22 protein-coding genes and 1 tRNA gene are annotated in these 26,961 nt (G+C 65.7%); 9 read left to right on the top strand and 14 right to left on the bottom strand.

The window, feature by feature from the left end:
• Positions 1 to 16: 16 nt before the first annotated feature.
• The gene (locus tag M6E97_RS18650) at positions 17 to 502 is read left to right on the top strand and encodes a hypothetical protein (RefSeq protein ID WP_022580720.1); all 486 of its coding nucleotides are present in this window, start codon (positions 17 to 19) and stop codon (positions 500 to 502) included.
• A 45-nt stretch (positions 503 to 547) separates the two neighbouring features.
• Here the strand turns inward: M6E97_RS18650 and M6E97_RS18645 are convergent, their stop codons facing one another.
• Complete coding sequence (locus M6E97_RS18645; RefSeq protein ID WP_003117115.1) at positions 548 to 1,063, bottom strand: DUF4124 domain-containing protein; 516 nt, start codon at positions 1,061 to 1,063, stop codon at positions 548 to 550.
• Between the two features lie 326 nt (positions 1,064 to 1,389).
• Here M6E97_RS18645 and mgtE point away from each other — a divergent pair, with 326 nt between their 5' ends.
• The gene (gene mgtE / locus M6E97_RS18640; protein WP_003085996.1) at positions 1,390 to 2,838 is read left to right on the top strand and encodes a magnesium transporter; all 1,449 of its coding nucleotides are present in this window, start codon (positions 1,390 to 1,392) and stop codon (positions 2,836 to 2,838) included.
• A 49-nt stretch (positions 2,839 to 2,887) separates the two neighbouring features.
• Here the strand turns inward: mgtE and M6E97_RS18635 are convergent, their stop codons facing one another.
• The 3 genes from M6E97_RS18635 to rimO form a co-directional block, all read right to left on the bottom strand.
• Complete coding sequence (locus M6E97_RS18635; RefSeq protein ID WP_033939144.1) at positions 2,888 to 3,280, bottom strand: hypothetical protein; 393 nt, start codon at positions 3,278 to 3,280, stop codon at positions 2,888 to 2,890.
• Positions 3,273 to 3,734: a DUF1456 family protein gene (locus M6E97_RS18630; protein ID WP_003085999.1), complete on the bottom strand. Its 462-nt coding sequence runs from the start codon at positions 3,732 to 3,734 to the stop codon at positions 3,273 to 3,275. The genes M6E97_RS18635 and M6E97_RS18630 overlap by 8 nt, the downstream gene beginning before the upstream one ends.
• Before the next feature lie 61 nt (positions 3,735 to 3,795).
• On the bottom strand, positions 3,796 to 5,118 hold the full coding sequence (gene rimO, locus M6E97_RS18625) for a 30S ribosomal protein S12 methylthiotransferase RimO (RefSeq protein WP_003086001.1): 1,323 nt from the start codon (positions 5,116 to 5,118) through the stop codon (positions 3,796 to 3,798).
• 246 nt (positions 5,119 to 5,364) lie between these two features.
• Between rimO and M6E97_RS18620 the strand changes: the two genes are divergently transcribed.
• Positions 5,365 to 7,269, top strand: a complete 1,905-nt coding sequence (locus M6E97_RS18620; RefSeq protein WP_003086004.1) for a potassium transporter Kup — start codon at positions 5,365 to 5,367, stop codon at positions 7,267 to 7,269.
• A 55-nt stretch (positions 7,270 to 7,324) separates the two neighbouring features.
• On the opposite strand, the gene M6E97_RS18615 is transcribed toward M6E97_RS18620, so the two are convergent.
• The 3 genes from M6E97_RS18615 to mprF all read right to left on the bottom strand — a co-directional run bounded on the left by M6E97_RS18615 (position 7,325) and on the right by mprF (position 11,964).
• The gene (locus M6E97_RS18615; protein ID WP_009315320.1) at positions 7,325 to 7,873 is read right to left on the bottom strand and encodes a cytochrome b; all 549 of its coding nucleotides are present in this window, start codon (positions 7,871 to 7,873) and stop codon (positions 7,325 to 7,327) included.
• A 160-nt stretch (positions 7,874 to 8,033) separates the two neighbouring features.
• Positions 8,034 to 9,317, bottom strand: coding sequence for a virulence factor family protein (locus tag M6E97_RS18610; RefSeq protein ID WP_023096010.1), 1,284 nt, complete (start codon positions 9,315 to 9,317; stop codon positions 8,034 to 8,036).
• A 1-nt stretch (position 9,318) separates the two neighbouring features.
• The gene (mprF, locus tag M6E97_RS18605; RefSeq protein WP_033939146.1) at positions 9,319 to 11,964 is read right to left on the bottom strand and encodes a bifunctional lysylphosphatidylglycerol flippase/synthetase MprF; all 2,646 of its coding nucleotides are present in this window, start codon (positions 11,962 to 11,964) and stop codon (positions 9,319 to 9,321) included.
• A 248-nt stretch (positions 11,965 to 12,212) separates the two neighbouring features.
• Between mprF and M6E97_RS18600 the strand changes: the two genes are divergently transcribed.
• On the top strand, positions 12,213 to 12,572 hold the full coding sequence (locus tag M6E97_RS18600; RefSeq protein ID WP_009315327.1) for a hypothetical protein: 360 nt from the start codon (positions 12,213 to 12,215) through the stop codon (positions 12,570 to 12,572).
• A 14-nt stretch (positions 12,573 to 12,586) separates the two neighbouring features.
• On the opposite strand, the gene M6E97_RS18595 is transcribed toward M6E97_RS18600, so the two are convergent.
• Complete coding sequence (locus M6E97_RS18595) at positions 12,587 to 12,901, bottom strand: transcriptional regulator (protein WP_003109929.1); 315 nt, start codon at positions 12,899 to 12,901, stop codon at positions 12,587 to 12,589.
• A gap of 178 nt (positions 12,902 to 13,079) precedes the next feature.
• Positions 13,080 to 13,156: transfer RNA gene (locus tag M6E97_RS18590), tRNA-Met, on the bottom strand.
• A gap of 146 nt (positions 13,157 to 13,302) precedes the next feature.
• On the opposite strand from M6E97_RS18590, the gene dinB reads away from it, so the two are divergent.
• Positions 13,303 to 14,352, top strand: a complete 1,050-nt coding sequence (gene dinB, locus M6E97_RS18585; protein ID WP_003109930.1) for a DNA polymerase IV — start codon at positions 13,303 to 13,305, stop codon at positions 14,350 to 14,352.
• A 6-nt stretch (positions 14,353 to 14,358) separates the two neighbouring features.
• Here dinB and M6E97_RS18580 read toward each other — a convergent pair whose 3' ends face one another.
• From M6E97_RS18580 to gacS, 5 genes are all read right to left on the bottom strand, one after another.
• The gene (locus M6E97_RS18580) at positions 14,359 to 16,287 is read right to left on the bottom strand and encodes a sulfatase-like hydrolase/transferase (RefSeq protein ID WP_003086020.1); all 1,929 of its coding nucleotides are present in this window, start codon (positions 16,285 to 16,287) and stop codon (positions 14,359 to 14,361) included.
• A 112-nt stretch (positions 16,288 to 16,399) separates the two neighbouring features.
• Complete coding sequence (locus M6E97_RS18575) at positions 16,400 to 16,807, bottom strand: META domain-containing protein (protein WP_003086021.1); 408 nt, start codon at positions 16,805 to 16,807, stop codon at positions 16,400 to 16,402.
• A 67-nt stretch (positions 16,808 to 16,874) separates the two neighbouring features.
• Positions 16,875 to 17,300 carry a hypothetical protein gene (locus tag M6E97_RS18570; protein WP_003086023.1) on the bottom strand — a complete coding sequence of 142 codons (426 nt, stop codon included), beginning with the start codon at positions 17,298 to 17,300 and terminating at the stop codon, positions 16,875 to 16,877.
• A gap of 35 nt (positions 17,301 to 17,335) precedes the next feature.
• Positions 17,336 to 18,325 carry a 2-hydroxyacid dehydrogenase gene (locus tag M6E97_RS18565; protein WP_003086027.1) on the bottom strand — a complete coding sequence of 330 codons (990 nt, stop codon included), beginning with the start codon at positions 18,323 to 18,325 and terminating at the stop codon, positions 17,336 to 17,338.
• A 2-nt stretch (positions 18,326 to 18,327) separates the two neighbouring features.
• Entirely contained in the window at positions 18,328 to 21,105 is a 2,778-nt protein-coding gene (gacS, locus tag M6E97_RS18560; RefSeq protein WP_033939149.1) for a two-component system sensor histidine kinase GacS, read from the bottom strand.
• Positions 21,106 to 21,290: 185 nt separating this feature from the next.
• Here gacS and pirR point away from each other — a divergent pair, with 185 nt between their 5' ends.
• The 4 genes from pirR to cysM all read left to right on the top strand — a co-directional run bounded on the left by pirR (position 21,291) and on the right by cysM (position 26,960).
• Entirely contained in the window at positions 21,291 to 22,010 is a 720-nt protein-coding gene (gene pirR / locus M6E97_RS18555) for a response regulator transcription factor PirR (protein ID WP_003109933.1), read from the top strand.
• Positions 22,010 to 23,347 carry a sensor histidine kinase PirS gene (gene pirS / locus M6E97_RS18550; RefSeq protein WP_004364068.1) on the top strand — a complete coding sequence of 446 codons (1,338 nt, stop codon included), beginning with the start codon at positions 22,010 to 22,012 and terminating at the stop codon, positions 23,345 to 23,347. The genes pirR and pirS overlap by 1 nt, the downstream gene beginning before the upstream one ends.
• 235 nt (positions 23,348 to 23,582) lie before the next feature.
• Positions 23,583 to 25,811 carry a TonB-dependent siderophore receptor PirA gene (gene pirA / locus M6E97_RS18545; protein WP_003117107.1) on the top strand — a complete coding sequence of 743 codons (2,229 nt, stop codon included), beginning with the start codon at positions 23,583 to 23,585 and terminating at the stop codon, positions 25,809 to 25,811.
• Between the two features lie 249 nt (positions 25,812 to 26,060).
• Entirely contained in the window at positions 26,061 to 26,960 is a 900-nt protein-coding gene (gene cysM, locus M6E97_RS18540; protein WP_033939150.1) for a cysteine synthase B, read from the top strand.
• Position 26,961: the final 1 nt, after the last annotated feature.

Raw genomic sequence — 26,961 nt, 5'->3', positions numbered from 1 at the left:
CATAGAGGAGAGATCCATGGTCATGTTGATCAGTCGTCGCGTCGGCATCGTTCGCCTGGATGCGGTGATTTCCGAAAACCTCGCGCAGGCTGCCGGGAGTGTCGTCGAGACGGGGCAAGAGGCTGCCGTCAGCGCGCGCGGCGACAAGCTCATCACCATCGTCGGCAGCATTGTCGACCATGCGCCCGCTGACGAGCCGTTGCCCTCCTTGCTGCCGATGGAGGGAGGCAGCCGCGCGTTGAACGAGTGCCGTGTGCGCAAGGGCATCGCTGCCTTGACTTCACTGCAAGGCGCTTCCGAAACGGTGGACGTGCAAACGGGATTCCACCTGTATCGCGGTCTGTTCATCACGCGCGTTGTTGCCCGGCGAACCGCAGAAAGAGGATTGAGCCTGACCATAACCGCCAGCCAGAGGCGTGCACGGCGGGCAGGCGGTAGGCTGCTGAAGACTGTCGTCCGTCTTTTCCATGCAGGCAGGGCGACAGCCTGCCCGGCACGCTAAAGGCGATGCCGGTCCTGCTTTCATCGGTATGAGGTCGGCCCGGCCTTAGCTCCCGGGATCGACTCGCTCCACCCGGTACCTTCCCTTTCCCTTCACGCATCCCTCCTGATCGAAGCTCACGCTTCTCGCTCCCCGTCGCTTGTCGGCCTTGTACTGATAACGCACCTCCGCATTGTTCCCGCTGACCCGGTCCGGCTTGCCCAGCGCCCGCTCCACGTCGGAGCGGGTCATTCCCGCCATTATTCGCTGCTCCACGATCGCCTTGCGGCGTTCCTTCTCGTCCAGGCGTCTTCCGCAGCGATCTTCTCTTTCTCCGATCACCGCGAGCGGCACGCTTTTCCGGCCGATGGACGCCTTTTTCGTCTTCGTCTCGGCCATCGGCGTGACGCTCCTGCCTCCCGGCGGCGGGTTGTCCGCCACGACGGTCTCGCCGGCCTGCCCGGCGGGGCAACCGAGTTGGGTGAAGCTGACATGGCCGCTGGCGTCTTCGCAGCGGAATACCGCAGCGGCCTCGCAGGTGGACGCCAGCGAGAGGAGGAGAAGGAGGGACAGGGAACGCATGGCCGGCACTCCGGGTCGGATAAGGGTGAGTGCAGGCTAACGCGTTGCCTTTTTCCGCGGGGCCGAGTGTCCTGAGTGAAATTTCCGGCGTCGCAGTCAGGCGTCGAGTGACGATGAACTTTGTGCCGCAAGCGCTTGTTCTTGCCGCCATTTTGTAACGCGCAAAACGCAAGCGGAGTGTTATCATTATCCGTATCTGCCCCGAGAGGGCCCTTGGAACACCCCCATGGACTTACCCAGTAGAAACTCGAACAGTTTCCCGTTTGACCAATCACGTTTCTGATTGACCCCTTTGGCGTGCTCCGCTACTGGGGGTGGAGCGCGCTATGACCGAAGTAGAAGCCAAGAAGCCGCAGGAAAGCCTGCAGGACCGCCTAGCGCAGGTGGTCGAGCTGCTGCATCGCCACAAGGTGGTGGAGGACCTGACCCATCGTCAGGAAGGCCAGCACCATGACCGGGTGGAAAACCTCGTCCACCGGCAGAATCTCGTAGAACTCCAGCGCAAGCTGGAGGAACTGCACCCCGCCGACATCGCCCACATCCTCGAATCGCTGCCGCTGGACGACCGCCTGACGGTCTGGCAGCTGGTCAAGTCCGAGGACGACGGCGACATCCTCCTCGAAGTCTCCGACGCGGTCCGGGAAACCCTGATCGCGGACATGGACGACCACGAGATCATCGCCGCGACCAAGGACCTGGACGCCGACGAACTCGCCGACCTGGCGCCGGAACTGCCGCGCGACGTGGTCCATGAACTGATGGAAAGCCTCGACGCGCAGCAGCGCGAGCGAGTGCGTTCGGCGCTGTCCTACGAGGAGGACCAGGTCGGCGCGCTGATGGACTTCGAGATGGTCACCATCCGCGAGGACGTCAGCCTGGAAGTGGTGCTGCGCTACCTGCGCCGCCTGAAGGAACTGCCCGGGCATACCGACAAACTGTTCGTGGTCGACTACGACGGCGTGCTCAAGGGCGTGCTGCCGATCAAGCGCCTGCTGGTCAACGATCCGGACAAGCAAGTGCTGGAAGTCATGGCCACCGACCCGGTGACCTTCCACCCGGACGAGGACGGCTACGACGCCGCCCAGGCATTCGAGCGTTACGACCTGATTTCCGCGCCGGTGGTGGACAAGGGCGGCAAGCTGATCGGTCGTCTGACCATCGACGAGATGGTCGACCTGATCCGTGAGGAGAGCGAAAGCGAAGTCCTCAACATGGCCGGTCTGCGTGAAGAAGAAGACATCTTCGCCTCGGTCTGGAAGTCGGTGCGCAACCGCTGGGCCTGGCTGGCCACCAACCTGATCACCGCCTTCGTCGCCTCGCGGGTGATCGGCCTGTTCGAAGGCTCCATCGAGAAACTGGTGGCGCTGGCCGCGCTGATGCCGATCGTTGCCGGCATCGGTGGCAACTCCGGCAACCAGACCATCACCATGATCGTCCGCGCCATCGCGCTCGACCAGGTACAGCCGACCAGCAACAGTCGCAACCGCCTGCTGCGCAAGGAGCTTGGCGTCGCGCTGGTCAACGGCCTGGCCTGGGGCGGAGTGATCGGCGTGGTGGCCTTCTATCTTTACGGCAACTGGGAACTGGGCGTGGTGATGACCGCCGCGATGACCCTGAACCTGCTGCTGGCGGCGATGATGGGAGTGCTGATCCCGATGACCCTGCATCGTTTCGGACGCGATCCGGCGATGGGCTCCAGCGTGATGATCACTGCGATGACCGACAGCGGCGGTTTCTTCATCTTCCTCGGCCTGGCGACGATCTTCCTGATGTAGCCGGAGCGCCACGCGAGAAGCCGCCCACGGGCGGCTTTTTTCATGGCGGTCAGATCAGCGGGGAAATCTTCGGTGGCGACCAGGACAGCACGCTCAGGCAGCGATCGCCGCCATTGACGAAATACTCGTCGACGGCCTTGGTCTCGCGGGCGACGAAGCCCTCGCGACGGCATTCCTGGTCCAGCCAGCCGCCTTGCTCGACCCGGTACAGCCAACCCTCGGATGCCGCACAGGCTGGCCAGAATTCCAGCAGGTCGGCAGCGTCGAGCTGGCGCAGGCCTTCGACTTCGACGAACTCGACGCGCCAGGTGCGCTGGTTGGCGAGGTCGCGGACGAGGATGGTGAGGCCGGCGCGATCCTGGCGGCACTCCAGGAACCAGGGGTCGACGCAGGGCGGCGCCTGGAGCAGAACCGCCAGCAGCGGCTCCGCGCGTTCAGCCACGGACGCGCAGGGTCAGGCCCTTGAGGAAGTTGCGCAGCAACTGGTCGCCGCAGGTCCGGTAGTTGCTGTGGCCGGGCTTGCGAAACAGGGCGCTCAGCTCGGGTTTGGAGACCGGGAAGTCGACGCTGGCGAGGATGGCATGGAGGTCTTCCTCCTTGAGTTCGAAGGCGACCCGCAGCTTCTTCAGGATCATGTTGTTGCTCAACGGCAGCTCCAGCGGCGGTAGCGGACGCGACTCGTCGCGACCGCGGCGCTGGATGATCAGTCCGTCCAGGCAGCGCGCCAGGTAGCGGTCGGGGCAGGCCTGGAAGCCGTCTTCGTCTTCCTTCTTCAGGTAAGCCTCGAGCAGGTCCGCTTCGACTTGCTCGCCGAACGGGGCGGCCAGTTCGGCCAGATGTGCATCGGGAAGATCCAGCAGGTAGCGCAGGCTGCGTAGTACGTCGTTGTTGAGCATCGTGCTCTCCGGAACGGTTGGCGATGAAAAAGCCCCGCGGGGCGGGGCTCTTCAGGGGGGCTCAGACCAGCTCGGCCCAGAGGTCGTACTCGTCGGCATCGGTGATGCGCACGCGGACCTTGTCGCCCGGCTTCAGCTCGTCGCTGTCGACGAACACGTTGCCGTCGATTTCCGGAGCGTCGGCCCAGGAGCGGCCGACCGCGCCCTGTTCGTCGACTTCGTCGATCAGCACTTCGATTTCCTTGCCCACCTTGAGCTGCAGGCGAGCGGCGGAAATCGCCTGCTGGTGGGCCATGAAGCGTTCCCAGCGGTCCTGCTTGACCTCGTCCGGCACCGGCTCCAGGCCCAGCTCGTTGGCCGGAGCGCCTTCGACGGGGGAGTACTGGAAGCAGCCGACGCGGTCGAGCTGGGCTTCCGTCAGCCAGTCGAGCAGGTACTGGAAGTCTTCTTCGGTTTCGCCCGGGAAGCCGACGATGAAGGTCGAGCGGATGGTCAGTTCCGGGCAGATCTCGCGCCACTGCTTGATCCGGGCCAGGGTCTTGTCCTCGAAGGCCGGGCGCTTCATGGCCTTGAGCACCTTCGGGCTGGCGTGCTGGAAGGGGATGTCGAGGTACGGCAGGAGCTTGCCGGCGGCCATCAGCGGGATCACGTCGTCGACGTTGGGGTACGGGTAGACGTAGTGCAGGCGAACCCATACGCCCATGCTGCTCAGCGCCTCGCAGAGTTCCTTCATGCGGGTCTTGACCGGCTGGCCGTTCCAGAAGTCGGTCTTGTACTTCAGGTCCACGCCGTAGGCGCTGGTGTCCTGGGAAATCACCAGGAGTTCCTTGACCCCGGCCTTGACCAGGCGCTCGGCCTCGCTCAGCACGTCGCCGACCGGCCGGCTGACCAGCTTGCCGCGCATGGACGGGATGATGCAGAAGCTGCAGCTGTGGTTGCAGCCTTCGGAAATCTTCAGGTAGGCGTAGTGGCGCGGGGTCAGCTTGACGCCTTGCGGCGGGACCAGGTCGACCAGCGGGTTGTGTTCGGTCTTCGGCGGCACCACTTCGTGCACCGCGGTAACCACCTGCTCGTACTGTTGCGGGCCGGTGACCGCCAGCACGCTGGGATGCACGTCGCGGATCGCGTGCTCTTCCACGCCCATGCAGCCGGTGACGATGACCTTGCCGTTCTCGGCGATGGCTTCGCCGATCACTTCCAGGGACTCGGCCTTGGCGCTGTCGATGAAACCGCAGGTGTTGACCACCACGACGTCGGCGTCTTCGTAGGTCGGGACGACCTCATAGCCTTCCATGCGCAGTTGGGTGAGGATGCGCTCGGAGTCGACCAGCGCCTTGGGGCATCCAAGACTGACGAAGCCGACTTTGGGAGTGGGGGTGGACATGGCTAACCTCGGTAGGCGGGCGCGCTTGCTGGCGCCTCTGATCAAAAAGTGCGCAATTCTAGCGGCAGCGCCGCGGCTTTTCCAGTCTCCCGTGCAGCTCTTTTCCGGCCCTGGAAAAACTCTCCGCGGGCGCTCGGCAATCGGCTCCCCGGCCTTCTATAGTCATAGCAGTCCGGGGCCTCGGCGCTTGCATCGCGGACGGCATGGGCGCAGCATTTGCCGAATTTTTCCGGGGGAAAGCGTTTCATGAGTGATGCAGCGACGCGTGCCGAGGAGACGTCGGAGGGGCATTCCAGCTCTGCCATCGGCCTGATGGTCGGGGCGGTTGGAGTCTGCTATGGGGATATCGGCACCAGTCCCTTGTATACCCTGAAAGAGGTCTTCATCGGCGGCTACGGGGTGCAGGCCAACCACGATGGCGTCCTTGGCGTGCTGTCGCTGATCTTCTGGTCGCTGGTCTGGGTCGTTTCCATCAAGTACGTGATCTTCGTCCTGCGTGCCGACAACCAGGGCGAGGGCGGGGTGATGGCGCTGTCGGCCCTGGCGCGCCGGGCGGCGGCGCCATTCGGCAGGCTGCAGACCTTCGTGGTGGTTGCCGGCCTGATCGGCGCGGCGCTGTTCTACGGCGACAGCATGATCACCCCGGCGATCTCGGTACTGTCGGCGGTAGAAGGGCTGGAGATCGCCTTCGACGGCCTGGAGCACTGGACGGTACCGCTGGCGCTTATCGTGCTGATCGGCCTGTTCCTGATCCAGAAGCACGGCACCGCGCGGATCGGCATCCTGTTCGGCCCGGTCATGGTGCTCTGGTTCGGCGCCCTGGCGGCGCTGGGTGTCTACGGGGTGATCCAGCAGCCGGAAGTGCTGCAGGCGATGAACCCTGTATGGGCCGTGCGTTTCTTCGGCTCGCATCCCGGCATCGGTGTCGCCATCCTCGGCGCCACCGTACTGGCGCTGACCGGCGCCGAGGCGCTGTACGCCGACATGGGCCACTTCGGTCGCAAGCCGATCGCCCGTGCCTGGTTCCTGCTGGTGCTGCCGGCGCTGGTGCTGAACTACTTCGGCCAGGGCGCGACCATCCTTTCCAACGCCGAGGCGGCGCGCAACCCCTTCTACCTGCTGGCGCCCGGCTGGGCGCTGCTGCCGATGGTGGCGCTGTCCACCCTGGCCACGGTGATCGCCTCCCAAGCGGTGATCTCCGGCGCCTTCTCCCTGACCCGTCAGGCGATCCAGCTCGGCTACGTGCCGCGGATGACCATCCAGCACACCTCCAGCCACGAGCAGGGGCAGATCTACATCGGCGGGGTGAATTGGGCGCTGATGGTCGGCGTGGTCCTGCTGGTGCTCGGCTTCGAGTCCTCGGCGTCGCTGGCGGCGGCCTACGGCGTGGCGGTGACCGGAACCATGCTGATCACCACCCTGCTGATGGGCGTGGTGATCTGGCGCCTGTGGAAATGGCCGCTGTGGCTGGGTGTCCCGTTCTTCTGCGTGATGCTCGCGGTGGACAGCCTGTTCTTCGCCGCCAACCTGCCCAAGGTGATCCAGGGCGGCGCCTTCCCGGTCATCGCGGGTATCGTCATCTTCATCCTGATGTCCACCTGGAAGCGTGGCCGCCAACTGCTGGTGGAGCGTCTCGACGAGGGCTCGCTGCCGCTCTCGGTGTTCATTTCCAGCATGCGCGTGCAGCCGCCGCACCGGGTCCAGGGGACCGCGGTGTTCCTTACCGCGCGTACCGACGCGGTGCCTCACGCGCTGCTGCACAACCTGTTGCACAACCAGGTGCTGCACGAGCAGGTGGTGCTGCTCACCGTGGTCAACGAAGACAGCCCACGGGTTTCGCCGGATCGCCGTTTCGAGGTCGAGGCCTATGGCGACGGATTCTTCCGGGTGATCCTGCACTTCGGCTTCATGGAAGAGCCGGACATCCCGGCGGCCTTGCGCCTGTGCCATCTCAACGAACTGGACTTCAGCCCGATGCGCACCACCTACTTCCTCAGCCGGGAGACGGTGATTCCATCCAAGCGCATCGGCATGGCGCGCTGGCGCGAGGGGCTGTTCGCCTTCCTGCTGAAGAACGCCAACGGCAACCTGCGCTATTTCAACCTGCCGCTCAACCGGGTGATCGAGTTGGGAACCCAGGTCGAGATCTGATCCGTTCCGCTGCAAAAAAAGCGCGCCCGACTGGGCGCGTTTTTTTGCACGTTTCTCAGCGCCGTTGCGGCAGCATCCGTACCAGGGTGTTGTCGCGGCTGACGAAGTGATGGAAGAGCGCCGCGGCGGCGTGCAGGCCGATCAGGAAATAACCGGCGTTGCCGATGGTTTCGTGCCATTCCTTGATTTGCCCAGCGAGGTCGGGGTTCTTGTCGATCAGCGGCGGTAGCTCCAGGCCGAAGAACGGTATCGGCTTGCCGGCGGCGCTGAGGATCAGCCAGCCGGCGAAGGGCAGGCCGATCATCATCAGGTAGAGGGCGTAGTGCATCAGCCTGGCCAGCGTCGCCTGCCAGGCGGGGATGGCGGGCTCTATGCGCGGGGTAGGGGTGGCCAGGCGCACCAGCAGGCGCAACCAGACCAGCAGGAAAACGCTCAGGCCAAGCATGAAGTGCCATTGCTTGAGCAGTTCGCGGGTTTCGCTGCCCTTGGGGAAATTGCCCTTCAGTTCGATACAGGCGTAGACCCCGGCGATCAGCAGCAGGGTCAGCCAGTGCAGGGCAATGGTCAGGCTCCCATAACGGGATTCGGTGTTTTTCCAGCTCATCACGGTTCCTTCTCTTCGGCTCTCGGGAGCCCGCTCTGCGGCGGGTCGGCCGGTATTCTCGGCGGCTCCGCTGAAGCCAGCCTGAATGCCCCCGGCAGGCTCAGTCTAGCTGGCGCCGGCCGGGGACAAGAAGGGCGGAGCGGGGAGAGCTTGATCGCGATCAGGCGTCGGGAGCGTTCTCGCGGTCGCGGATGGCCTGGAGCATCTTCTTCGCCAGGGACAGGTAGTCCTCGTCGAAGTGGTGGCCGCCCGGCAGTTCGAGCTTCTCGCCGACGGCCTGGGATTGGGTACAGCCGCTTTCGTCCTTTTCTTCGGCGCCATAGATGCAGAACACCTTGGCCGCCGGCAACCTGGCCATTTCCGGGCCGGTGGCGGCTTCCTCGCCGGCCTTGCCCAGCCAGCCTTCCACTTCGATCTCGAAGCTGCCGGTCCGCGCCAGCGCCAGCAGCAGCATGGCTTTCACTTGCTGCTGGTCCTTTCCGGGCAGGCGGTTGTAGATCGCCGGCAGGATGTCAGCGCCGAACGAGTAGCCGGCCAGGACGAAACGTTTCGCGCCCCACTTCTCGCGGTAGTGTTGCATCAGCTTGGAGAGGTCGGCGGCGCTCTGTTCCGGGCTCTTGTGTTGCCAGTAGTAGCGCAGGGTGTCGATGCCGACCACCGGGTAGCCCATGCTCGCCATATGCTCGGCAGAGTCCTTGTCCAGGTCGCGCCAGCCGCCGTCGCCGGAATAGAACAGGGTGACGATGTCCGAGGGTTTCGCCGCGGGGACCTCGAGTACCGGCAGGGCCTCGGCGTTGCCTTGCAGTTGCAGGCGCAACTGATGGGCGAGCACGTCGGACAGCGGGGTGTCGTAGTCGCTGATGCTGGTTTCCGCGCTCGACTGCTTGCGGACGAAGACCGCGGTGTCGTCGTCCGGGTTGTCGTTCCAGGCCAGCAGCCACTGGCCGTGCGACGCCTGGTGCGGCAGCGGGGCGTCGCAGTCGCGCTCGGCCAGGGCAATGTCGAAGCCGACCGAGAGCGCCTTGGCCTTGTCGTCGTCCTGGCTGGCGAGCCAGCGCCAGGCGGTGGTCGAGCCTGGGCCGATGCCGGCGACCAGGTTCGGCTTGCCGCCGAGGCGGGCAATGACCGCTTCGAGCCGGGACTGCTGCGCCCTGCAATCGCTGTTTTCCGGGGGGAAGTACTGGATCACCCGGGCGGCGCTGTCGTGAGCCAGGTTCAGCATCTGGGCGTCGTTCAGTTGCTGTTCGGGGGCGGCGATCACCACCACCCGCGAGCGCGGCTTCTCGCCGGGTTCGGCAAGGGTGGCGTGGCCGCCGTCGTCGAGGTCCAGGGCTTCCAGTTTCGCCTGGGCCGCCGGTCGGCTCCAGAGCAGCAGGGCGGCACCGACGATCAGCACCAGGGCGGCGACCAGAAAACGGCGCCAGTGACGTTTCACGACAGACATATCAGCGTTTCACCAATCCAGTCAGGCCGCCGGCGATCAGCGCGGCGGTATCGGCCAGGGCCACCAGCGGGTCGAGCCCGGCTGGCACGGCCAGGTAGCGGGGTTCCCAGTCGGGCTGGAACTTGTCCTTGAAGCGTCGCAGCCCCTGGAAATTGTAGAACTGTTCGCCCCGCCGGAAGACCAGCGCGCCCAGGCGCTGGGTCAACGGCGCGCCGCGCCTTGGCTGGAGCCCGGCCAGCGGCACCATGCCGAGGCTGAAGCGCGCGTGGCCCTGGGCCTTGTAGTGGAGGATGAGGCCGAGCATGAGGAACTCCATGGTCAGCTTCGGCGCCTCCGGGTGCACGCGCATCAGGTCGAGGCTCGCCAGTTCGCGGCTGTCGGTTTCCAGCAGGTTGGCGAAGGCCACCGGCTTGCCCTGGTGGCGGACGATGGCGATGCGGAAGAAGTTCAGGTACGCCGGGGTGAAGCGGCCCAGGGAGAAGCCTTTCTCGCGCACCTGCTTGCCGCCCAGCCAGGCGTCCGATATCGCCTTCAGCTCGTCCAGCGGAGCCTGGCCCGGTTCATGGAACTCCAGGGCCAGGCCGTCGCGCTGGCCGCGGTTCCAGGTGTAGCGCAGGTCTTTCATTTCCTTGCCCTTGTTCTCCAGGTCGAAGCGCAGCAGGTCGACTCGCGCTTCTTCGCCGAGCTTGAGGGCGGTCAGGCCGATGTCCATGTAGAACGGCAGGTTCTCGGCACGCACCTGGTAGAACACCGGGCGGGCATGGTGCAGGTCGCAGAGGTCGCGGAACTGCCAGATCAGTTCGGCGCGCTGCATGGCTGGGCCGATCGGGTCGTACAGGGCGATCATGCTGCGACCGCGGCGGGCGTACATGAGGAAAGCGTCGTCGCCCTCATGGAAGAGCAGGGCCTTGTCGCCGGTCAGGGCCAGGCCGCCATCCGGCTGGTCCGAGTGGCGGATGATCCGCGCCGCGCGCTGCAGCTCTTCCGCGTCCGGCTCGCGGATCGCCGGCGGTGCCGCGCGCAGCAGCCAGCCAAGGGCCAGGGCCAGGAGCAGCAGGCAACTGCCGAGGGCGGCGCGCAGGGCGCGCGGGGCGTCGGCGTCCAGGGCGAACTGCCACCAGAGCTGGTTGCTGTAATGCACGTCCTGGTTGGCGAACAGCAGCAGCCAGACCGAGGCGCCGACCACGCAGATGCTGGCGCCTACATAGAGCGGCGAGAAGGGTACTTCCATCAGCCGGCTGGGACGGTAGAAGGAGCGGCGGAACATGGCGAGCAGCGCGGCGGTCAGGCTCAGCAGGCTGGCTTCTTCCCAGTCGAAGCCTTTCAGCAGCGAAAGCAGGGCGCCCACCAGCAACAGCACCAGGGTCAGGGCCCAGGCGGCCGACAGCCGTCGGCGCAAACCCTGCGCGAGCAGCAGGCAGAGCACGCCGATCAGGCTGGCGACCAGGTGCGAGGCATCGATCAGGCGATGTGGAATGAGGAAACCGAGGTGCTCCAGGCGGGTGTCGATCGCCGGTGTGGCGCCGGAAAACAGCAGCACGACACCGGAAAGGAAGACCAGGATCGCCAGGATCGGTGCGGCGAAACCCGAGGCGACGCGGATCGCCTGGCGCGTCACCCACAACCGGCGCGCTTCGAGGAACAGCAACAAAAGGCAGGCCAGCAGCAGTGGCAGTACCACATAAATCAAACGGTACAAGAGCAGGGCCGCGGCCAGCGGCGCGGCGCCCAGTTGGCCGGCGAACGCGGCCAGCAGCACCGCCTCGAACACCCCGACTCCGCCCGGTACGTGGCTGAGTACGCCGGCGGCCAGGGCGAGCAGGTAGACCAGCAGGAACGCCGCGAAGGGTGGGGTTTCCGGCAGCAACAGATAAAGGACGGTAGCGGCGGCGGCGACGTCGAGGGCGGTGATCAGCAGTTGCAGCAGCGATAGGCGCAGGCCTGGCAGGCGCAGGCTGCGGCGGCCGAGGCGGACCAGCAGGCTGTCGGGGGACGGCCGTTCTCCCGGCAGACGGTGCCGGGCCAGGAACGCCACCAGGCCGACAGCCAGCAACAGGACGGCGATCGCGATGACGGCGACCAGGGCGTGGGGCAGGTGCAGCGCCGATGCCGCATCGTCGAGGTCGCAGAGTGCGGCGAGTGCCGCCAGCACCGGCAGTGCGCAGCCCAGGGAAAGGCTGGCAAATAGCGTCATCCGGGCAATTTCGGCAGCGCCGATGCCATGCCGGGAATACAGTCGGTAGCGTACGGAGCCGCCGGAAAGCAGCGACAGACCTACCGCATTGCCGATGGCGAAGGCGCTGAAGCCACCGGTGGCCAGGCTGCGCATGGACAGCGTGACGCCAGCGAAGCGGCTGGCCGACCACTCGTAGCCGAGCAGGATGACGAAGCCGAGGGCGGTCGCGCCCAGGGCGCCGAGCAGCGCCGGCCTGGGCACGTCGGCGATGGCATCGTGGAGGGCGCCGGGATCGATCTCCCGTAGCAGGTGGTAGCAGGCCACCAGCGCCAGGCCGAACAGCAGCAAGGTGAAGACCAGGCCGATGGGCTGGCGGTAGGCGGTAATCCGATCGATCAGCCGGATGCGTTGTGGGGACGCGGGAGAGCTGGGTGGAGCGGGATGTTCTGGAACGGGAGCGTCGGTGCGCATCAGCCACCTCATGGGAATTTGCGCGACAGAGTATGGCCTCTCGGGCGAGTTCCCAAGTGGTCGCAGCAGATTTTTTCTGTGCGGGGCGGCGTCCTGTCACAGGGAGAAGACCGCCGGGTTTTTCAGGAGTTGCGTCGGCGAAGTGGCCGAAGGCCATTTGCTGGTGTTCGTTCAGCGATGGTTCAGCTTGCCGTGGGCATAGTGGCGGCTTGCACTGTCCGACCATTTCCGAGGGGGGAAGGGTGACGATGATCCAGGCGGGCATTCATGTCGGCGCCGGAGTCGTGCTGGGCGTGGCCGCTGGATGGTGGCTGGGGGATTGGGAACAGTCGTTGCAGGTCAAGGATTCGGTGGCGCGGGTCGATTGCCTGTTGTACGGCGTCCTGCTGGTGGTGTTGCTCCGCCACGACGGTTGGTTGCGCCGCCTGGGCCTGCTGGGCCTGGGGCTGTTCTGCGGTTTCCTGCTGGTCTATTCGGTGAATCCGGCAAGCCTGTTCGCTGCGAAAGAGTCCTGGAGCCTGGCGCGGATCTCCATGCGGGCCTTCGGTCCGCTGGTGATGCTGGTCGTGGGGATGGCCTGCGCGCGCCTGGCACACGAGTTGCGCTGACGCAGGCGTTGCGCTCACGCCGGAGTCAGGTGACGCGATTCCTCGCGGTATTCCTTCAACCAGCGCAGCACTTCCACGGCCTCCCAGCGAGAGGGGTCGTACAACGCATAGATCTCGCCCTGGTAGCCGACCACATCGAGCGGCCGGTGGAAGCCGGCGCGCTGGAACAGCGCCTCGATCTCGGCGAAGCAGGTGTTGAAGTGCACGCGGGTGAACGGCGTCTTGCCGTCGGTGACCAGGCCGTCCATCTGCAGTTCGTCCACTGCCTGGCGGATGTCGTCGAGTCCCATCCGGTTCACGCTGCGCTTCAATTGTTCGACGTTCAGCATCTGTCTGTCCTTTCCGTATCCGTTACCGAGCATTCATCGAAGGCTGAGCTGGCTGTACGAATATACAGTTAAATGTGCGATGATGCGAGCGAACGGAGGGCGAGGCGATGCAGTGGAACAGGAGGGGCGGAATGCAAAAAGCCCCGGCGCTATCGCTAGTGCCGGGGCTTTTCGAATGTGGTTGCGGGAGCTGGATTTGAACCAACGACCTTCGGGTTATGAGCCCGACGAGCTACCAGACTGCTCCATCCCGCGTCTGTGTGGGCGCATTCTACGGACTCTCGTCGGGCTGTCAATCGATTTTTCGAAAAAAGTGTTTTTTCTTCAAATGCTTAGCGCTTGCCCAATGTTAGAATTCAGCGCTCCGGGGCAGGCCCGGCGGGGCTTGTAGCGAGATTCCGGTGCGGAAAATCATCCATATAGACTGCGACTGTTTCTACGCCGCCCTCGAGATGCGCGACGACCCCAGCCTGCGCGGCAAGGCGCTGGCGGTTGGCGGTTCGCCGGACAAGCGCGGAGTGGTCGCCACTTGCAGCTACGAGGCGCGAGCCTATGGCGTGCGCTCGGCGATGGCCATGCGCACGGCGCTCAAGCTGTGTCCCGATCTGCTGGTGGTGCGCCCGCGTTTCGATGTCTACCGGGCGGTGTCGAAGCAGATCCATGCGATCTTCCGCGATTATACCGATCTGATCGAGCCGCTTTCGCTGGACGAGGCCTACCTGGACGTCAGCGCTTCGCCGCATTTCGCCGGTAGCGCCACGCGGATTGCCCAGGACATCCGCCGCCGGGTGGCCGAGGAGCTGCACATCACCGTTTCGGCGGGCGTCGCGCCGAACAAGTTCCTGGCCAAGATCGCCAGCGACTGGCGCAAGCCGGACGGGCTGTTCGTGATTACCCCGGAGCAGGTCGACGGGTTCGTCGCCGAGTTGCCGGTGGCCAAGTTGCATGGCGTCGGCAAGGTCACGGCGGAGCGCCTGGCGCGGATGGGCATCCGCACCTGCGCCGACCTGCGCCAGGGCAGCAAGCTGAGCCTGGTGCGCGAGTTCGGCAGCTTCGGCGAACGCCTGTGGGGACTGGCCCATGGTATCGACGAGCGACCGGTGGAAGTCGACAGCCGGCGCCAGTCGGTGAGCGTCGAATGTACCTTCGATCGCGACCTGCCGGACCTGGCGGCTTGCCTGGAGGAACTGCCGACCCTGCTCGGGGAGCTGGACGGACGCCTGCAACGCCTGGATGGCAGTTATCGGCCGGACAAGCCGTTCGTGAAACTGAAGTTTCACGATTTCACCCAGACCACGGTGGAACAGTCCGGCGCCGGGCGCGACCTGGAGAGCTACCGGCAATTGCTCGGCCAGGCCTTTGCCCGTGGCAATCGTCCGGTGCGCCTGATCGGCGTCGGCGTGCGCCTGCTCGACCTGCAGGGCGCCCACGAACAACTCAGGTTGTTCTGATGCTCCTCATGGCCTCAACGAAGTCGCGAGGTTCCGCGGCGACGGCTCTTCCCCTACCGGCAAGGCGCTGAAGCGGCCGAGATCCTGCAGCAGTTCCAGGCGTGCTGCACGGAGTGGGCCGCGTATGGCTTCCTGTTGTTCCACGTCGAGCGGGCGGTCGTCGCCATCGCTCACCGGACCGTGGTGACGGTCCGCGCCACGCAGTGGGAAGCTCACCTTGAAGCCTTCGCCCAGGTAGGCGATGCGCGTGGTATCGGCGCTCACCGCATAGTCGCGATGGTAGTCCGCTGCGAGCAGGTCCTGTCCCAGCGAGTAGTCGCGGGGCGGATTGCGTACGCCCAGCAGCGGCAGGAGCGTTGCGGGCAGGTCGATGTGGCTGGTGATGCCGCGGACGGCACGGGGCGCCTGTCCGGGAATGCTCAGCACGGCGACGGTGCCGGTCTGGTAGCGATTGAACTCGGTATTGTGGCCCCAGCGCGAGCGTTCCATGAACTCTTCCCCATGGTCGCCGAGCACCACTACCGCGGTGTTTTCCAGCAGGTGCTGGTTTTCCAGGTGCTGCAGCAGGCGGCCGATCTGTGTATCGACTTCGCGCACGGCATTCAGGTAGCGGTTCTTGATCAGCGGCATCTGCGCCTGGAAATCGGTGGTCAGGTAGTTGAAGTTGACCAGATAGGGGCGGATTTTCGCGGTCTCGTCGCGGAAGCTGTAGTTGGCGTGGCTCGACTCGAGGAACAGGCAGGCGAAGAACGGCCGGTCGGGTAGTCGGCGATCGACGAAGCGCAGCAGGTCGTCGGTGTTCCGGGCGTCGCGCTGCCAGGCAGGCTCCGGGCTATCCAGCACGTGCAGGTCCTGGGGGCGCAGGTTGACGAACACGCTGCGGTCGAAGGGCGGATAGCTGAAACGTTGCGCGGCATTGATCCGGAACTGGTAGTTCTGCTGCCTGAGTACCTCCATGAGCACCGGCGGCTGGCCGGCCTTCAGCACGGCGTCCCAGTAGCCGCCGTGCAGCCCGTAGAACATGCCGAAGACGCCCATCTGGGTCAGGTTGCCGCTGCTGTAGTGGTTGTCCAGGCGGATCGCCCGGTTGGAGAAGTCCCACAGCCTGGGCATGTAGCGCGGATCGAGCATGTCCCCGCGGAGCGACTCGGCGACGATCCAGACGATGTTCAATGGGTGCGCCGGGGCGCTGATCTCCAGCGGCCGGAGCGGATAGTGCAGGTCGCTCTGCTGCTGGAGCAGCTCGCGCTGGGTGGGCGTCGGCTGGATGCCCAGGCTTCGCGCCAGGCTGCGGACGGTCAATGGCAGGTACAGCGGATAGCGTTCGCTGGCCAGCAGGATCGGCCGGTAGTCGCGCAGGGAGCTGAACGCATAGGTCAGGCGTTCGCCCAGGGCCAGGCAGAGGAAGGCCGCCAACAGGTAGCGCCAGGCGCGCCGAGGGAGCGCGGGAAGGCGTTCGCGGCTGACCTGGCAGGCGCTGTACAGCAGCACCTGCAGACAGAGCAGGGCCAGGGCCGCCAGGCTTGCGCTGAGCAGGGTGCCGTCGCCGCTGCCGAGGCTGGAGAGGCCGCCGGGCGAGACCAGCAGGCCGATGCTGAAACCGTTGAGGTGGAATCCGTACAGGTCGTAGAGGGTGCGGTCGGCGTAGAGCAGTATCTGTACCGCCGCGCTGCCGACGATGGCCAGCACGCCTGCCAGCCACGGACTGAGGCGCACGGGAAGGCGATCATGGAAATGCAGGAGCAGTCGGCAGGCGAGGTACACCGGGACTATATAAAGGAAGGCGTAGCTCAGGCTGGCAGCGACGCTCCAGAGCGGCAGCCAGGCGTCGTCGAAGACGATCCCGTCCTGCAGGCGCAGCACCTGCCAGAGCACCACCAGCCACGACAACAGAAAGAAGCGGTTGAGTGTCTCGGTGCTGGGTGGGGCGAACATCAAGCGTCTCCGGGCGAGGATGCGGAAGCCTAGGGACGTGGTGGTCAAGCGGGAATGAAATGGATGTCAAAAAAATGTAAACGGGCGGCGCCGGGTAGCGCCGCTTCAGGCTTCAGTCGTGCTCGGGGACCAGGCGCAGCGGCTTGCCTTCGGCCGGCCACAGGCGCAGCTCGTCGGACGGCGAAATGTCCCAGTGCTGGACGCTCTGCAGCAGGGCCAGGAAGCGCCGTTCCTGCTCCATGATCTCCGCCGCGCACAGGCGGCGGGTGCTGCCGATGGCGCCGAACTGAAGGAGGTCGTCCTGCAGGGTGTAGCTGGCGAACCAGTGGTTGCAGCCGCCGTTGCCGAAGGCACGGCCCTGGCCGTCGAAGGTCAGGCTGATGTGGCTGTAGTCCATCGTCGGTTGTGCGCCGACCCAGTCGACCTGGTAGGCCTGCTCGGTTTCCAGGGTGGTCTCCTGGCTGGCGCAACCGCCCAGTACCAGGGCGGTGGAGGCGAAGAGGGCGAGAGAGGGTTTCATGGCGTTTCCTTTGCGCATTTCGTACGGGCGATAGTTCACAGACCGTCGGTCGGACGGAGCGTTCGCCCTACTGGCATTTCGGGCACAGGTGCTTGCCTTCGCGGCTGCTCCAGCCCAGTTCGTGAATGCGCTCTTCGGCGGCCGGCGCCAGGGCCTTGCGACCGAGACTGGCGTCCACGGCGAACTCGAAGTCGAGACGAGCCTGGCACTGGTCGCAGTCGACCTGCCAGGTATGGATCGCCAGTTCGCGGAATGCCGGGCCGCGGGCGACCGCCAGCCACTGGCCGGGTGGGTTGATCAGGTGGCGAACCTTTTCCACGGTCAGGCGCATGCTCAGGGTCTTGCTGCCCTTGAGGCTGACCAGCAGCACGTCGTCGGCCTTGATCGAGCCGCCGGTGCCGGTGACCTGGTAGCGCCCCGGGGAGAGCGCGCGGCATTCGTTGAGGGTGTATTGCGGGTTGAGCAGGGTGTAACGGAAATCGTGTTCAGCCATGGAGCCTCCAATCAGCCGCGCATGCTACCACGCCATCAGGCCCGGACCCGATTGCGTGGCGTCCCGTCCTGCCAGGCGGCGATGTTGTCCAGGGTGGTGTCGGCGATCGCCGCCAGGGCCTCGCGGGTAAGGAAGGCCTGGTGGGCGGTCACCACCACGTTGGGGAAGCTCAGCAGGCGTGCCAGCACGTCATCCTGCAGGGGCTGGTCGGAGCGATCCTCGAAGAAGATATCCGCTTCCTCTTCATAGACGTCCAGGCCGAGGTAGCCCAGTTGTCCGCTCTTCAGCGCCTCGATCAGCGCCGCGGCGTTCACCAGGGCGCCACGGCCGGTATTGATCAGCATCGCGCCGGGTTTCATCGTCGCCAGGCGCTGCGCGTCGATGAGGTGGCGGGTGTCGGCGGTCAGCGGGCAATGCAGGCTGACGATGTCGGACTCGGCGAGCAGGGCGTCGAGCGCCAGGTAGCGGCCGCCGAGCGCTTGGATGCGCGGATTGGGATAGGGATCGTAGGCCAGCAGCTCGCAGCCGAAGCCGGCCATGATGCGGGCGAAGGTCTCGCCGATCTGTCCGGTGCCGATCACTCCGACGCGTTTGCCGTGGAGGTCGAAGCCGGTCAGCCCATGCAGCGAGAAATCGCCCTCGCGGGTCCGGTTGTAGGCGCGGTGCAGGCGCCGGTTGAGCGTCAGGATCAGGCCGACCGCGTGCTCGGCGACAGCGTGCGGCGAATAGGCCGGGACGTGCACCACCGGCAGGCCGAGCGCTTCGGCGGCGGCCAGGTCGACGTGGTTGTAGCCGGCCGAGCGCAGGGCGACCAGGCGCGTGCCGCCGGCGGCCAGGCGTTCCAGCACCGGCCGCGAGAGGTCGTCGTTGACGAAGGCGCAGACTACTTCGAAGCCCTGGGCGAGGACCGCCGTGTCCGCCTGCAGGTGGGCCTGCTGGAAGTGCAGTTCGAAGCCGTGCCGGTGGTTGCTGGCCTGGAAGCTCTCGCTGTCGTAGGCCTGGGTGCTGAAGAACAGGATGCGCATGGTCAGAGTTCGCTGGAGTCGAGGCTGGTGGAGGAGAGGTGGGTGGTGGCCGAGGCAGTCTCGGCCAGGGCCTCGATGGCCTTGTCCAGCTCGTCCAGGGCCGCGGCCGCCGCCGGATCGTTCTGCTTGAGCAGGGTTTCGCTGGTCTGGCAGGCCGCGCGCAACTGCGGCACGCCACAGTAGCGGGTGGCGCCATGCAGCCGGTGGACCCTCTCGAGCAAAGCGGTGCGGTCGTCGTTGTCGCGGGCCTGGCGAATCGCCTGGCGGTCCGCCGCCAGCGAGGCCAGCAGCATCGCCAGCATGTCGGCGGCGAGGTCGGCCTTGCCGGCGGCCAGGCGCAGCCCTTCCTCGGGGTCGAGCACGCTCAACTGGCCGAGCTGCGGCGCACGGCTCATGCTGGCCAGCGACTGGCCCAGGCTCAGTCCCGTCCACTTCAGCACTACCTGGGCCAATTGCTGTTCGTCGATCGGCTTGGTCAGGTAGTCGTCCATGCCGGCCTGCAGCAATGCGCGCTTCTCGTTGGAAAGCGCATGTGCGGTGAGCGCGATCACCGGCACCGGGCTGACTTCCCGCTCGGCCTCCCAGCGGCGGATCGCCTCGGTGGCCTGGCGGCCGTCCATGCCGGGCATCTGCACGTCCATGAAGACCAGGTCGAAGCGCTCGCGCTGCACCACCTCGAGGGCCGCGTAGCCGCTGTCCACCGCGGTGACCTGGGCGCCGAGGTCGCTGAGCAGGGTCTGCACCAGCAGCAGGTTGGCCGGGTTGTCGTCGACGCAGAGCAGCCGTGGCGGCCGTCCGGAAACCATGGCGTGGGGCTTGTCGCTGCGCGTCGGGCGGACCTGCAGCAACTCCTGCAGCTTGCGTTGCAGCTTGCGGGTGCAGGCGGGCTTGGCCTCGACCTGTTCGTCGGGCAGGGTCGCGTGGTATTGCGCCTGCTCGGTGGTCGGGCAGAGCACCAGGGTCTTGCAGCCGAGCCGTTCGAATTCCCAGAACGACTGGCTCAGCTCTTCCGGCGGATGGATCGCGGCCGAGACGCCGAGCACCGCCAGGCTGATCGGCAACTGGCCGGGCGGCGGGTTGCGCAGGCTTTCCTGGAGGCTGTCGAGGTCGGCGAATTCGCTCACTTCCAGGCCGAAGTCGGTGAGCTGGTGGTGCAGCGAGCGGCGCGTCAGTTCCTGCGGTTCGAGCAGCGCCACGCGTTGGCCCGCGGCCCAGGAGGCGCCCGGCTCATCGTTGTCGTCGCGACTTTTCGGCAGACTCAGGCTAATCCAGAACTCGGCGCCCTCCCCAGGCGTACTGTCGACGCCGATCTCGCCGCCCATCTGCTCGATCAGGCGCTTGGAGATCACCAGGCCCAGGCCGGTGCCGCCGGCTTGCCGCGACAGTGAGTTGTCGGCCTGGCTGAAGGCCTTGAACAAGGCTTGCTGGTCCTCCTCGGAGAGGCCGATACCGGTGTCCTGTACGCTGATCCGCAGCTGCGCGCGGTCGTCGCTTTCGTCCTCGAGCATGGCGCGTACGGCGACGGTGCCGCCCTGGGTGAACTTGATGGCGTTGCCGACCAGGTTGGTGAGGATCTGCTTCAGCCGCTGCGGGTCGCCCTGCAATTGGATCGGGGTATCCCGGTAGACCAGGCTGACCAGTTCCAGTTGCTTCTCGTGGGCGGCCGGAGCCAGCATGGTCAGGGCGTCCTGGATCAGGTCGCGGAGATTGAAAGGGAGGTTTTCCAGAACCAGCTTGCCGGCCTCGATCTTCGAGAAATCGAGGATCTCGTTGATGATCCCCAGCAGGCTTTCCGCCGATTTCTGGATGGTCGTGAGGTAGTCCTGCTGGCGCGGGCTGAGCTCGCTCTTCTGCAGCAGGTTGGTGAAACCGAGGATGCCGTTGAGCGGGGTGCGGATCTCGTGGCTCATGTTGGCGAGGAACTCGGACTTGATCCTGCTCGCCTCCAGGGCCTCCTTGCGCGCCAGGTCCAGCTCGATGTTCTGGATCTCGATGGTTTCCAGGTTCTGGCGTACGTCCTCGGTGGCCTGGTCGATGTTGTGCTGCATTTCCTCCTGGGCGCTCTGCAGCGTTTCCGCCATGCGGTTGATGCCGGAGGCCAGTTCGTCCAGCTCGTTGCTGCCCATCGGTGGCAGGCGGGTTTCCATGCGGCCTTCCTTGAGCTGGGCGACGCCCTGGCTGATCAGTTCCAGCGGCGCGTTGATCGCGCGGCTCATGCGCAGGGCGAGGAGGGCGGTGACGCCGAGGCCGGCGGCGATCAGCAAGAGGCTGGTGAACAGGCTGCGATATCCGCGCAGCAGAGTCCCGTGGTGCGACAGTTCCAGTTCGACCCAGCCGAGTACGCGCTCGTCGTCAGGCTCGGTGGCGCCGGACAGGCTGTGGTGGCGGCCAAGAACCGGTAGCAGGAAGTGCGTGGTGTCCAGTTCGGTGGACATGCTCAGATGGCTGGCGTCGCCGGCCGGGGCGACGGTGAGCATGCTTGGCCCGGCATGGGCGAGGCGTTCCTGGCGGGCGTCGAGGAAGGTCACCGCGCGCACGTCCGGTTGGTCCAGCGCCTCGTTGGCGATGCGGTTGAGCACGGCGGTATCCTTTCGCGCCAGCGCGGTGGCGGCCAGCGGCGCCAGTTGTTCGGCGATCAGTTGCCCGCGCTCGATCAACTGGGCGCGCATGTCGGACAGCTGAATCCAGGTGAAGTAACCGCCAAGCACCATCGCCAGCAGGCTGGTGGGGAGCAGGGTGAGCAGCAGTACGCGCCCCTTGATGCCGAGATCCTTGAACACACGTCTCTCCGTCGAGCCAGATCGGGATGGCCGACGCTCCCCGGCCATACGTTTACCCCGCGCAGTTTAGCGGGTCGCGGAAGGGGAATCTGCACCGATGTGCGCAGCCCGGCGGATTCGGCTTGCGACGAAGCGGAAAGATCGTGAATACTGGCACGATTGCTAATCAATCTTATTTGGCTGCCATGTTCCCATCCCTGACGCCCGACCCCCGACTGCTGGCCATCGAGGACGATCCGACACTGGGCGCACATCTGTTCCAGCACCTCAATGGCAGCGGTTTCGAGGTGACCTGGTGCCGAGACGGGGAAGAGGGGTTGGCGGCTGCGCGCAGCGGCGCCTATGACCTGATCCTGATGGACATCATGCTGCCGGGGCGCGATGGCCTCGAGATTCTTCGCCAACTCCGCCAGGAGCAGGCGCTGCCGGTGATCCTGATGTCGGCCCTGGGCGCCGAGCAGGACCGCATCGCCGGGTTCAGCCAGGGCGCCGACGATTATCTGCCGAAGCCTTTCAGCCTGGCCGAGCTGCGGGTGCGCATAGATGCCATCCTGCGCCGGATCGCCCTGGAGCGGGGGGGCGCGCCGGGCCGCTGCGCCGAACCGCTGGCGCGGCCCTCGCTGCAGTTCTCCGCCGATGTCTGCGATGTCAGCCTTGGCGAGCGGTTCGCCGGCCTGACGCCGACCGAATACCGCCTGCTGGAAACCTTCCTCGCCGCGGAAGGAGAGACCCTGACCAAGGCCTTCCTTTACCAGCATGTCCTGCACCGCGGTCATACCCAGCATGATCGCAGCCTGGACATGCACGTCAGTCACCTGCGGCGCAAGCTGCAACGCCTCGGTTACGCCGGTCACCAGTTGCATACCGTCTGGGGCAAGGGTTACGTCCTGACACCGGCGCCATGATGCCCAACCGCCATTCGCTGTTCTGGCGCCTGGCCCTGGTGCTGGTGGCGTTCTTCCTGCTATCGGTATGGCTGTCCTGGACCTGGGGACGCAGTGCCGAACTGAAGGGTTACTACCTGTCCGCCGAAGCCCGCTCCGCCTTGGCGGATTATGCGCGGCGAGCCGAGCGTGCCTGGCTCGACGATGGCCGCGAGGGCATCGACCGTTGGCTGGCCGAGCCGCGCCAGCAGGCGCTGGACTGGGTGGTCGTGCTCGACGGACGGCTGCAATCGCTGGGCAGTCGTCCGCTCACCACGGAGGAAGCCGAACGCCTGACTTTCCTGCGGGGCGTCGACTGGCCGATGAGCTCCCGTTCGTTGTCGCGGCCGTTCATCAGCCTGCGCTTCCCCGAACATCCGGAGCAAGGCCGGGTGGTCCTGCGTCTTCCCGCCGAGTTCGTCCCTCCCGGCTTGTCGCCGGCCAAGCGCCTGGTCACCCACGGCCTGGTGCCGGCCGGGCTGGCCCTGCTGCTGGGAGTGTTGCTGTATCGGCGCTGGGTAGTGCCGCTGGGACGCCTGCGAGCGCAGGCCAATGCCCTGCGCGGCAACGACCTGACGGCGCGTACGCAGGCAGAGATCAGCCGGCGCAGCGACGAGCTGGGCGATCTGGGGCGGGCGTTCGACCATATGGCCGAGCGACTCGACGAGCACATGGTGTTGCAGCGCCAACTGCTCCGCGATCTCTCCCACGAGCTGCGCACGCCGCTGGCGCGCCTGCAGGTGGCGGCAGAGGGCACGCTGCCCGCGCAGCTCCTGCGCGAGCGCCTGGAGCAGGAGGTACAGGGCATGCAGCAACTGGTGGACAACACCCTGGAGCTGGCCTGGATGGACACCGAACGCCCGGTATTGGCGCTGGAGGACATTTCCATCCCGGCGTTATGGGACCTGCTGGTGGAGAACGCACGCTTCGAAAGCGGCTGGGCCGCCGAGCGGTTCCGCAGCGATCTGCCCGAGGATTGTGTCGTGCGTGGCAACCTCAATGCACTTGCCCAGGCCCTGGAGAACCTGCTGCGCAACGCCATCCGGCATTCGCCGGAGGGCGGCGTGATCCGCCTGCATGGTCGGCGCGAAGGAAGTTGCTGGTGGCTTTGCCTGGAAGACCAGGGCGAGGGTGTGGCCGAGCACCAGTTGGAGACCATCTTCCGCCCGTTCACCCGACTGTCTTCGGCACGTACCGGCAAGGGCTTCGGCCTGGGACTGAGCATTGCCCGTCGCGCCGTGGTGCTCCAGGGCGGCCGCCTATGGGCGGAAGCCGCCGATCCGGGGCTGCGCCTGTGCCTGGTGCTGCCTTCTGCCTAGCGAGGCGCAGGTGCCTTTACATTTTACCTAGATGTAAATGATCTTTACTCTCCTTTGTGAATGATTATCATCCGTGCCGATCTCCTCGGCCGGCCTTGTTCCGGGTCTGCGCCCTGTCCTACCCGTGCCGAGACGTCACCCGCGCAACGCCGGCGACCCAGGCTTCAGAAAAAACGTCAACGTATCCCTCGTGGCTCGCCTGCTACCCGTTTTCCCTCGACAGGAGTAGTCACGCATGTACCCCCAATTCCGTCGCGGCCATCTCGCCGCTGCCGTCCTTTTCGCTTCATCGAGCCTGCTGGGCGGGCAGGCCCTGGCCGAGGACGAGCGCCTGGAAGAACTGGACGAACGCGCCGAATCGGTGGTCCAGCTGGGTGACGAGGTGGTGCTGGGCACCGCCGAACAGGAGCTCAAGCAGGCACCGGGGGTATCCATCATCACCGCCGAGGACATCAGGAAGCGCCCGCCGGTGAACGATCTCTCCGAGATCATCCGCACCATGCCCGGGGTCAACCTCACCGGCAACAGTTCCAGCGGCCAGCGCGGCAACAACCGGCAGATCGACATCCGCGGCATGGGGCCGGAGAACACCCTGATCCTGGTCGACGGCAAGCCGGTCAGCTCGCGCAACTCGGTGCGCTACGGCTGGCGCGGCGAACGCGACACCCGCGGCGACAGCAACTGGGTGCCGCCGGAGGAGGTCGAGCGCATCGAGGTCCTCCGTGGGCCCGCGGCGGCACGCTACGGTTCCGGCGCGGCGGGCGGGGTAGTCAACATCATCACCAAGCGCCCGACCGATCGTTTGCGTGGCTCCATGACGGTGTTCACCAACATTCCGGAAAGCTCCAAGGATGGCGCCACGCGCCGCGCCAACTTCAGCCTCAGCGGGCCGCTGACCGAAGCCTTGAGCTTCCGCGCGTACGGCAGCGCGAACAAGACCGATTCGGACGATACCGACATCAACCTCGGACATACCGTCAACCCGAGCCGTACCGTGGCCGGACGCGAAGGGGTACGCAATCGCGATCTCAGCGGGATGCTGTCGTGGCAGGTGACCCCCGACCAGGTCGTCGATTTCGAAGCGGGCTTCAGCCGACAGGGCAACATCTATGCCGGCGATACCCAGAACAACAACGGCACCGCCAATACCCAGGGACTCGCCGACGACGGTGCGGAGACCAACCGCATGTATCGCGAGAACTACGCCATCACCCACAACGGGACCTGGTCGTTCGGTACTTCCAGGTTCGTCGCCCAGTACGACTCCACCCGCAACAACCGTCTGGAGGAGGGGCTGGCCGGTTCCGTCGAGGGGCAGATCGGCGCCGACCGTTCGTTCAGCACCAGCAAGCTGGAGAACTATCGCCTCAGCGGCGAACTCAACCTTCCGTTGCATGCGTTGTTCGAGCAGGTGCTGACGGTGGGCGCGGAGTGGAACAAGGAAACCCTCAACGACCCGTCCTCGCTCAAGCAGGGCTTCGTGGGAAGCGATAGCTTGCCGGGGACCCCCGCGGCCGGCTCGCGAAGCCCGAAAAGCAAGGCGGAGATCCGTGCGCTGTACGTGGAGGACAATATCGAACTGCGCCCCGGCACCATGCTCACCCCCGGGCTGCGCCTGGACGATCACAGCGACTTCGGCCTGAACTGGAGCCCGAGCCTGAACGCTTCCCAGACGCTCGGCGAATACTTCACGGTCAAGGCCGGTATCGCACGGGCCTTCAAGGCGCCCAACCTGTACCAGAGCAACCCGAACTACCTGCTCTATACCCGTGGCAACGGCTGCCCGATCCAGACCAGCAGCGGCGGCTGCTACCTGGTCGGCAACGAGAACCTGGACGCCGAGACCAGCGTCAACAAGGAACTGGGCATCGAGTTCCGGCGCGATGGCTGGGTCGCCGGGCTCACCTACTTCCGCAACGACTACAAGAACAAGATCGTCGCGCCGCTGGATGTCATGGGACAGACCGGGACCGGTAACAACATCCTGCAATGGAGCAACGCGAAGAAGGCGGTGGTCGAAGGCCTGGAAGGCAACCTGCTGGTCCCCCTGCACGAGGACCTGAGCTGGAGCACCAACCTGACCTATATGCTGCAATCCAAGGACAAGGACACCGGCAACCCGCTTTCGGTGATCCCCGAGTACACCCTGAACTCGACCCTGGACTGGCAGGCCAGCGAGCGTCTTTCCACCCAACTGACCAGCACCATCTACGGCCGCCAGGAGCCGCCGAAGCATGGCACCAGCCGCAACACGCCGGTGGTCTCGCGAAAAGAGGTGGGTACCTATGGCATCTGGGGCGTCAGCGCCGGCTACACCTTCAGCGAGAACCTGAGCGTACGGGGCGGGGTAAGCAACCTCTTCGACAAGCGCCTGTACCGCCAGGGCAACTCCTTCGACGCCGGCGCGGCAACCTACAACGAGCCGGGTCGCGCCTACTATGTTTCGATGACCACCTCGTTCTGATCGCCGCGGCCAACGCGCTTTCACCGGCAGGCGCAACGCCCGTCGGACCTTTCTTTGGCGTTGGTCAGGCATCGGCTGTCCAACGCCAGGTTTTCTCTTCGGACGCCTCTGGTCATCGCATCGCATGCCGTTTCGGGCGGTCTTTCGGCTGAATCGGCATGCATGACCGGATATTGCGGTGCTAGGGTCCGGCCCCAGTTTCCCGGTATCATGCTCAGCCTTTACCGTCAGTGCCGAACGAGTGCCTCCATGACCGTGCAGTACCCGACTATCGCCGACTGCGTTGGCAATACCCCTCTGGTGCGTCTGCAGCGCCTTCCCGGGGAAACCTCCAATACCCTGCTGGTGAAGCTCGAAGGCAACAACCCGGCGGGATCGGTGAAGGACCGCCCGGCCCTGTCGATGATCACCCGTGCCGAACTGCGCGGCGACATCCGCCCCGGCGATACGCTGATCGAGGCTACTTCCGGCAACACCGGCATCGCCCTGGCCATGGCGGCGGCGATCAAGGGTTACAAGATGATCCTGATCATGCCGGACAACTCCACGGCTGAACGCAAGGCGGCGATGACCGCCTATGGCGCCGAGCTTATTCTGGTCAGCAAGGAAGAGGGCATGGAGGGCGCGCGCGATCTGGCCGACAAGCTGCAGCGCGAAGGCCGCGGCATGGTCCTCGACCAGTTCGCCAATGGCGACAACCCGGAAGCCCATTACCACAGCACCGGCCCGGAAATCTGGCAGCAGACCGGCGGCAGCATCACCCATTTCGTCAGCTCCATGGGCACCACCGGGACCATCATGGGCGTATCGCGCTACCTCAAGGAGCAGAACCCGGCGGTGCAGATCGTCGGCCTGCAACCCATGGAGGGCTCGGCCATCCCGGGAATCCGACGCTGGCCGCAGGAATACCTGCCGAAGATCTATGACGCCAGTCGCGTCGACCGGGTCGTCGACATGCACCAGGACGAAGCCGAGGACATCATGCGCCGGCTGGCCCGCGAGGAAGGCATCTTCTGCGGCGTGTCCTCCGGCGGGGCGGTGGCGGCGATGCTGCGCCTGTCCCGCGAACTGGAGAATGCCGTGCTGGTGGCGATCATCTGCGACCGCGGCGACCGCTACCTGTCTTCCGGCGTCTATGACCCGCGCTGAG

Origin of the sequence: Pseudomonas sp. B111, from assembly GCF_026428275.1 — a bacterium.
Lineage (GTDB): Bacteria > Pseudomonadota > Gammaproteobacteria > Pseudomonadales > Pseudomonadaceae > Pseudomonas > Pseudomonas aeruginosa.
This window is presented reverse-complemented; position numbering and strand designations above follow the sequence as displayed.

Excerpts from the sequence above, each read along its gene's own strand:
- M6E97_RS18650 (WP_022580720.1), top strand. The coding sequence starts at position 17 with ATGGTCATGTTGATCAGTCGTCGCGTCGGCATCGTTCGCCTGGATGCG.
- M6E97_RS18645 (WP_003117115.1), bottom strand. The coding sequence starts at position 1,063 with ATGCGTTCCCTGTCCCTCCTTCTCCTCCTCTCGCTGGCGTCCACCTGC.
- mgtE (WP_003085996.1), top strand. The coding sequence starts at position 1,390 with ATGACCGAAGTAGAAGCCAAGAAGCCGCAGGAAAGCCTGCAGGACCGC.
- M6E97_RS18630 (WP_003085999.1), bottom strand. The coding sequence starts at position 3,734 with ATGCTCAACAACGACGTACTACGCAGCCTGCGCTACCTGCTGGATCTT.
- rimO (WP_003086001.1), bottom strand. The coding sequence starts at position 5,118 with ATGTCCACCCCCACTCCCAAAGTCGGCTTCGTCAGTCTTGGATGCCCC.
- M6E97_RS18620 (WP_003086004.1), top strand. The coding sequence starts at position 5,365 with ATGAGTGATGCAGCGACGCGTGCCGAGGAGACGTCGGAGGGGCATTCC.
- M6E97_RS18615 (WP_009315320.1), bottom strand. The coding sequence starts at position 7,873 with ATGAGCTGGAAAAACACCGAATCCCGTTATGGGAGCCTGACCATTGCC.
- M6E97_RS18610 (WP_023096010.1), bottom strand. The coding sequence starts at position 9,317 with ATGTCTGTCGTGAAACGTCACTGGCGCCGTTTTCTGGTCGCCGCCCTG.
- mprF (WP_033939146.1), bottom strand. The coding sequence starts at position 11,964 with ATGCGCACCGACGCTCCCGTTCCAGAACATCCCGCTCCACCCAGCTCT.
- M6E97_RS18600 (WP_009315327.1), top strand. The coding sequence starts at position 12,213 with ATGATCCAGGCGGGCATTCATGTCGGCGCCGGAGTCGTGCTGGGCGTG.
- M6E97_RS18595 (WP_003109929.1), bottom strand. The coding sequence starts at position 12,901 with ATGCTGAACGTCGAACAATTGAAGCGCAGCGTGAACCGGATGGGACTC.
- M6E97_RS18580 (WP_003086020.1), bottom strand. The coding sequence starts at position 16,287 with ATGTTCGCCCCACCCAGCACCGAGACACTCAACCGCTTCTTTCTGTTG.
- M6E97_RS18575 (WP_003086021.1), bottom strand. The coding sequence starts at position 16,807 with ATGAAACCCTCTCTCGCCCTCTTCGCCTCCACCGCCCTGGTACTGGGC.
- M6E97_RS18570 (WP_003086023.1), bottom strand. The coding sequence starts at position 17,300 with ATGGCTGAACACGATTTCCGTTACACCCTGCTCAACCCGCAATACACC.
- M6E97_RS18565 (WP_003086027.1), bottom strand. The coding sequence starts at position 18,325 with ATGCGCATCCTGTTCTTCAGCACCCAGGCCTACGACAGCGAGAGCTTC.
- pirR (WP_003109933.1), top strand. The coding sequence starts at position 21,291 with ATGTTCCCATCCCTGACGCCCGACCCCCGACTGCTGGCCATCGAGGAC.
- pirS (WP_004364068.1), top strand. The coding sequence starts at position 22,010 with ATGCCCAACCGCCATTCGCTGTTCTGGCGCCTGGCCCTGGTGCTGGTG.
- pirA (WP_003117107.1), top strand. The coding sequence starts at position 23,583 with ATGTACCCCCAATTCCGTCGCGGCCATCTCGCCGCTGCCGTCCTTTTC.
- cysM (WP_033939150.1), top strand. The coding sequence starts at position 26,061 with ATGACCGTGCAGTACCCGACTATCGCCGACTGCGTTGGCAATACCCCT.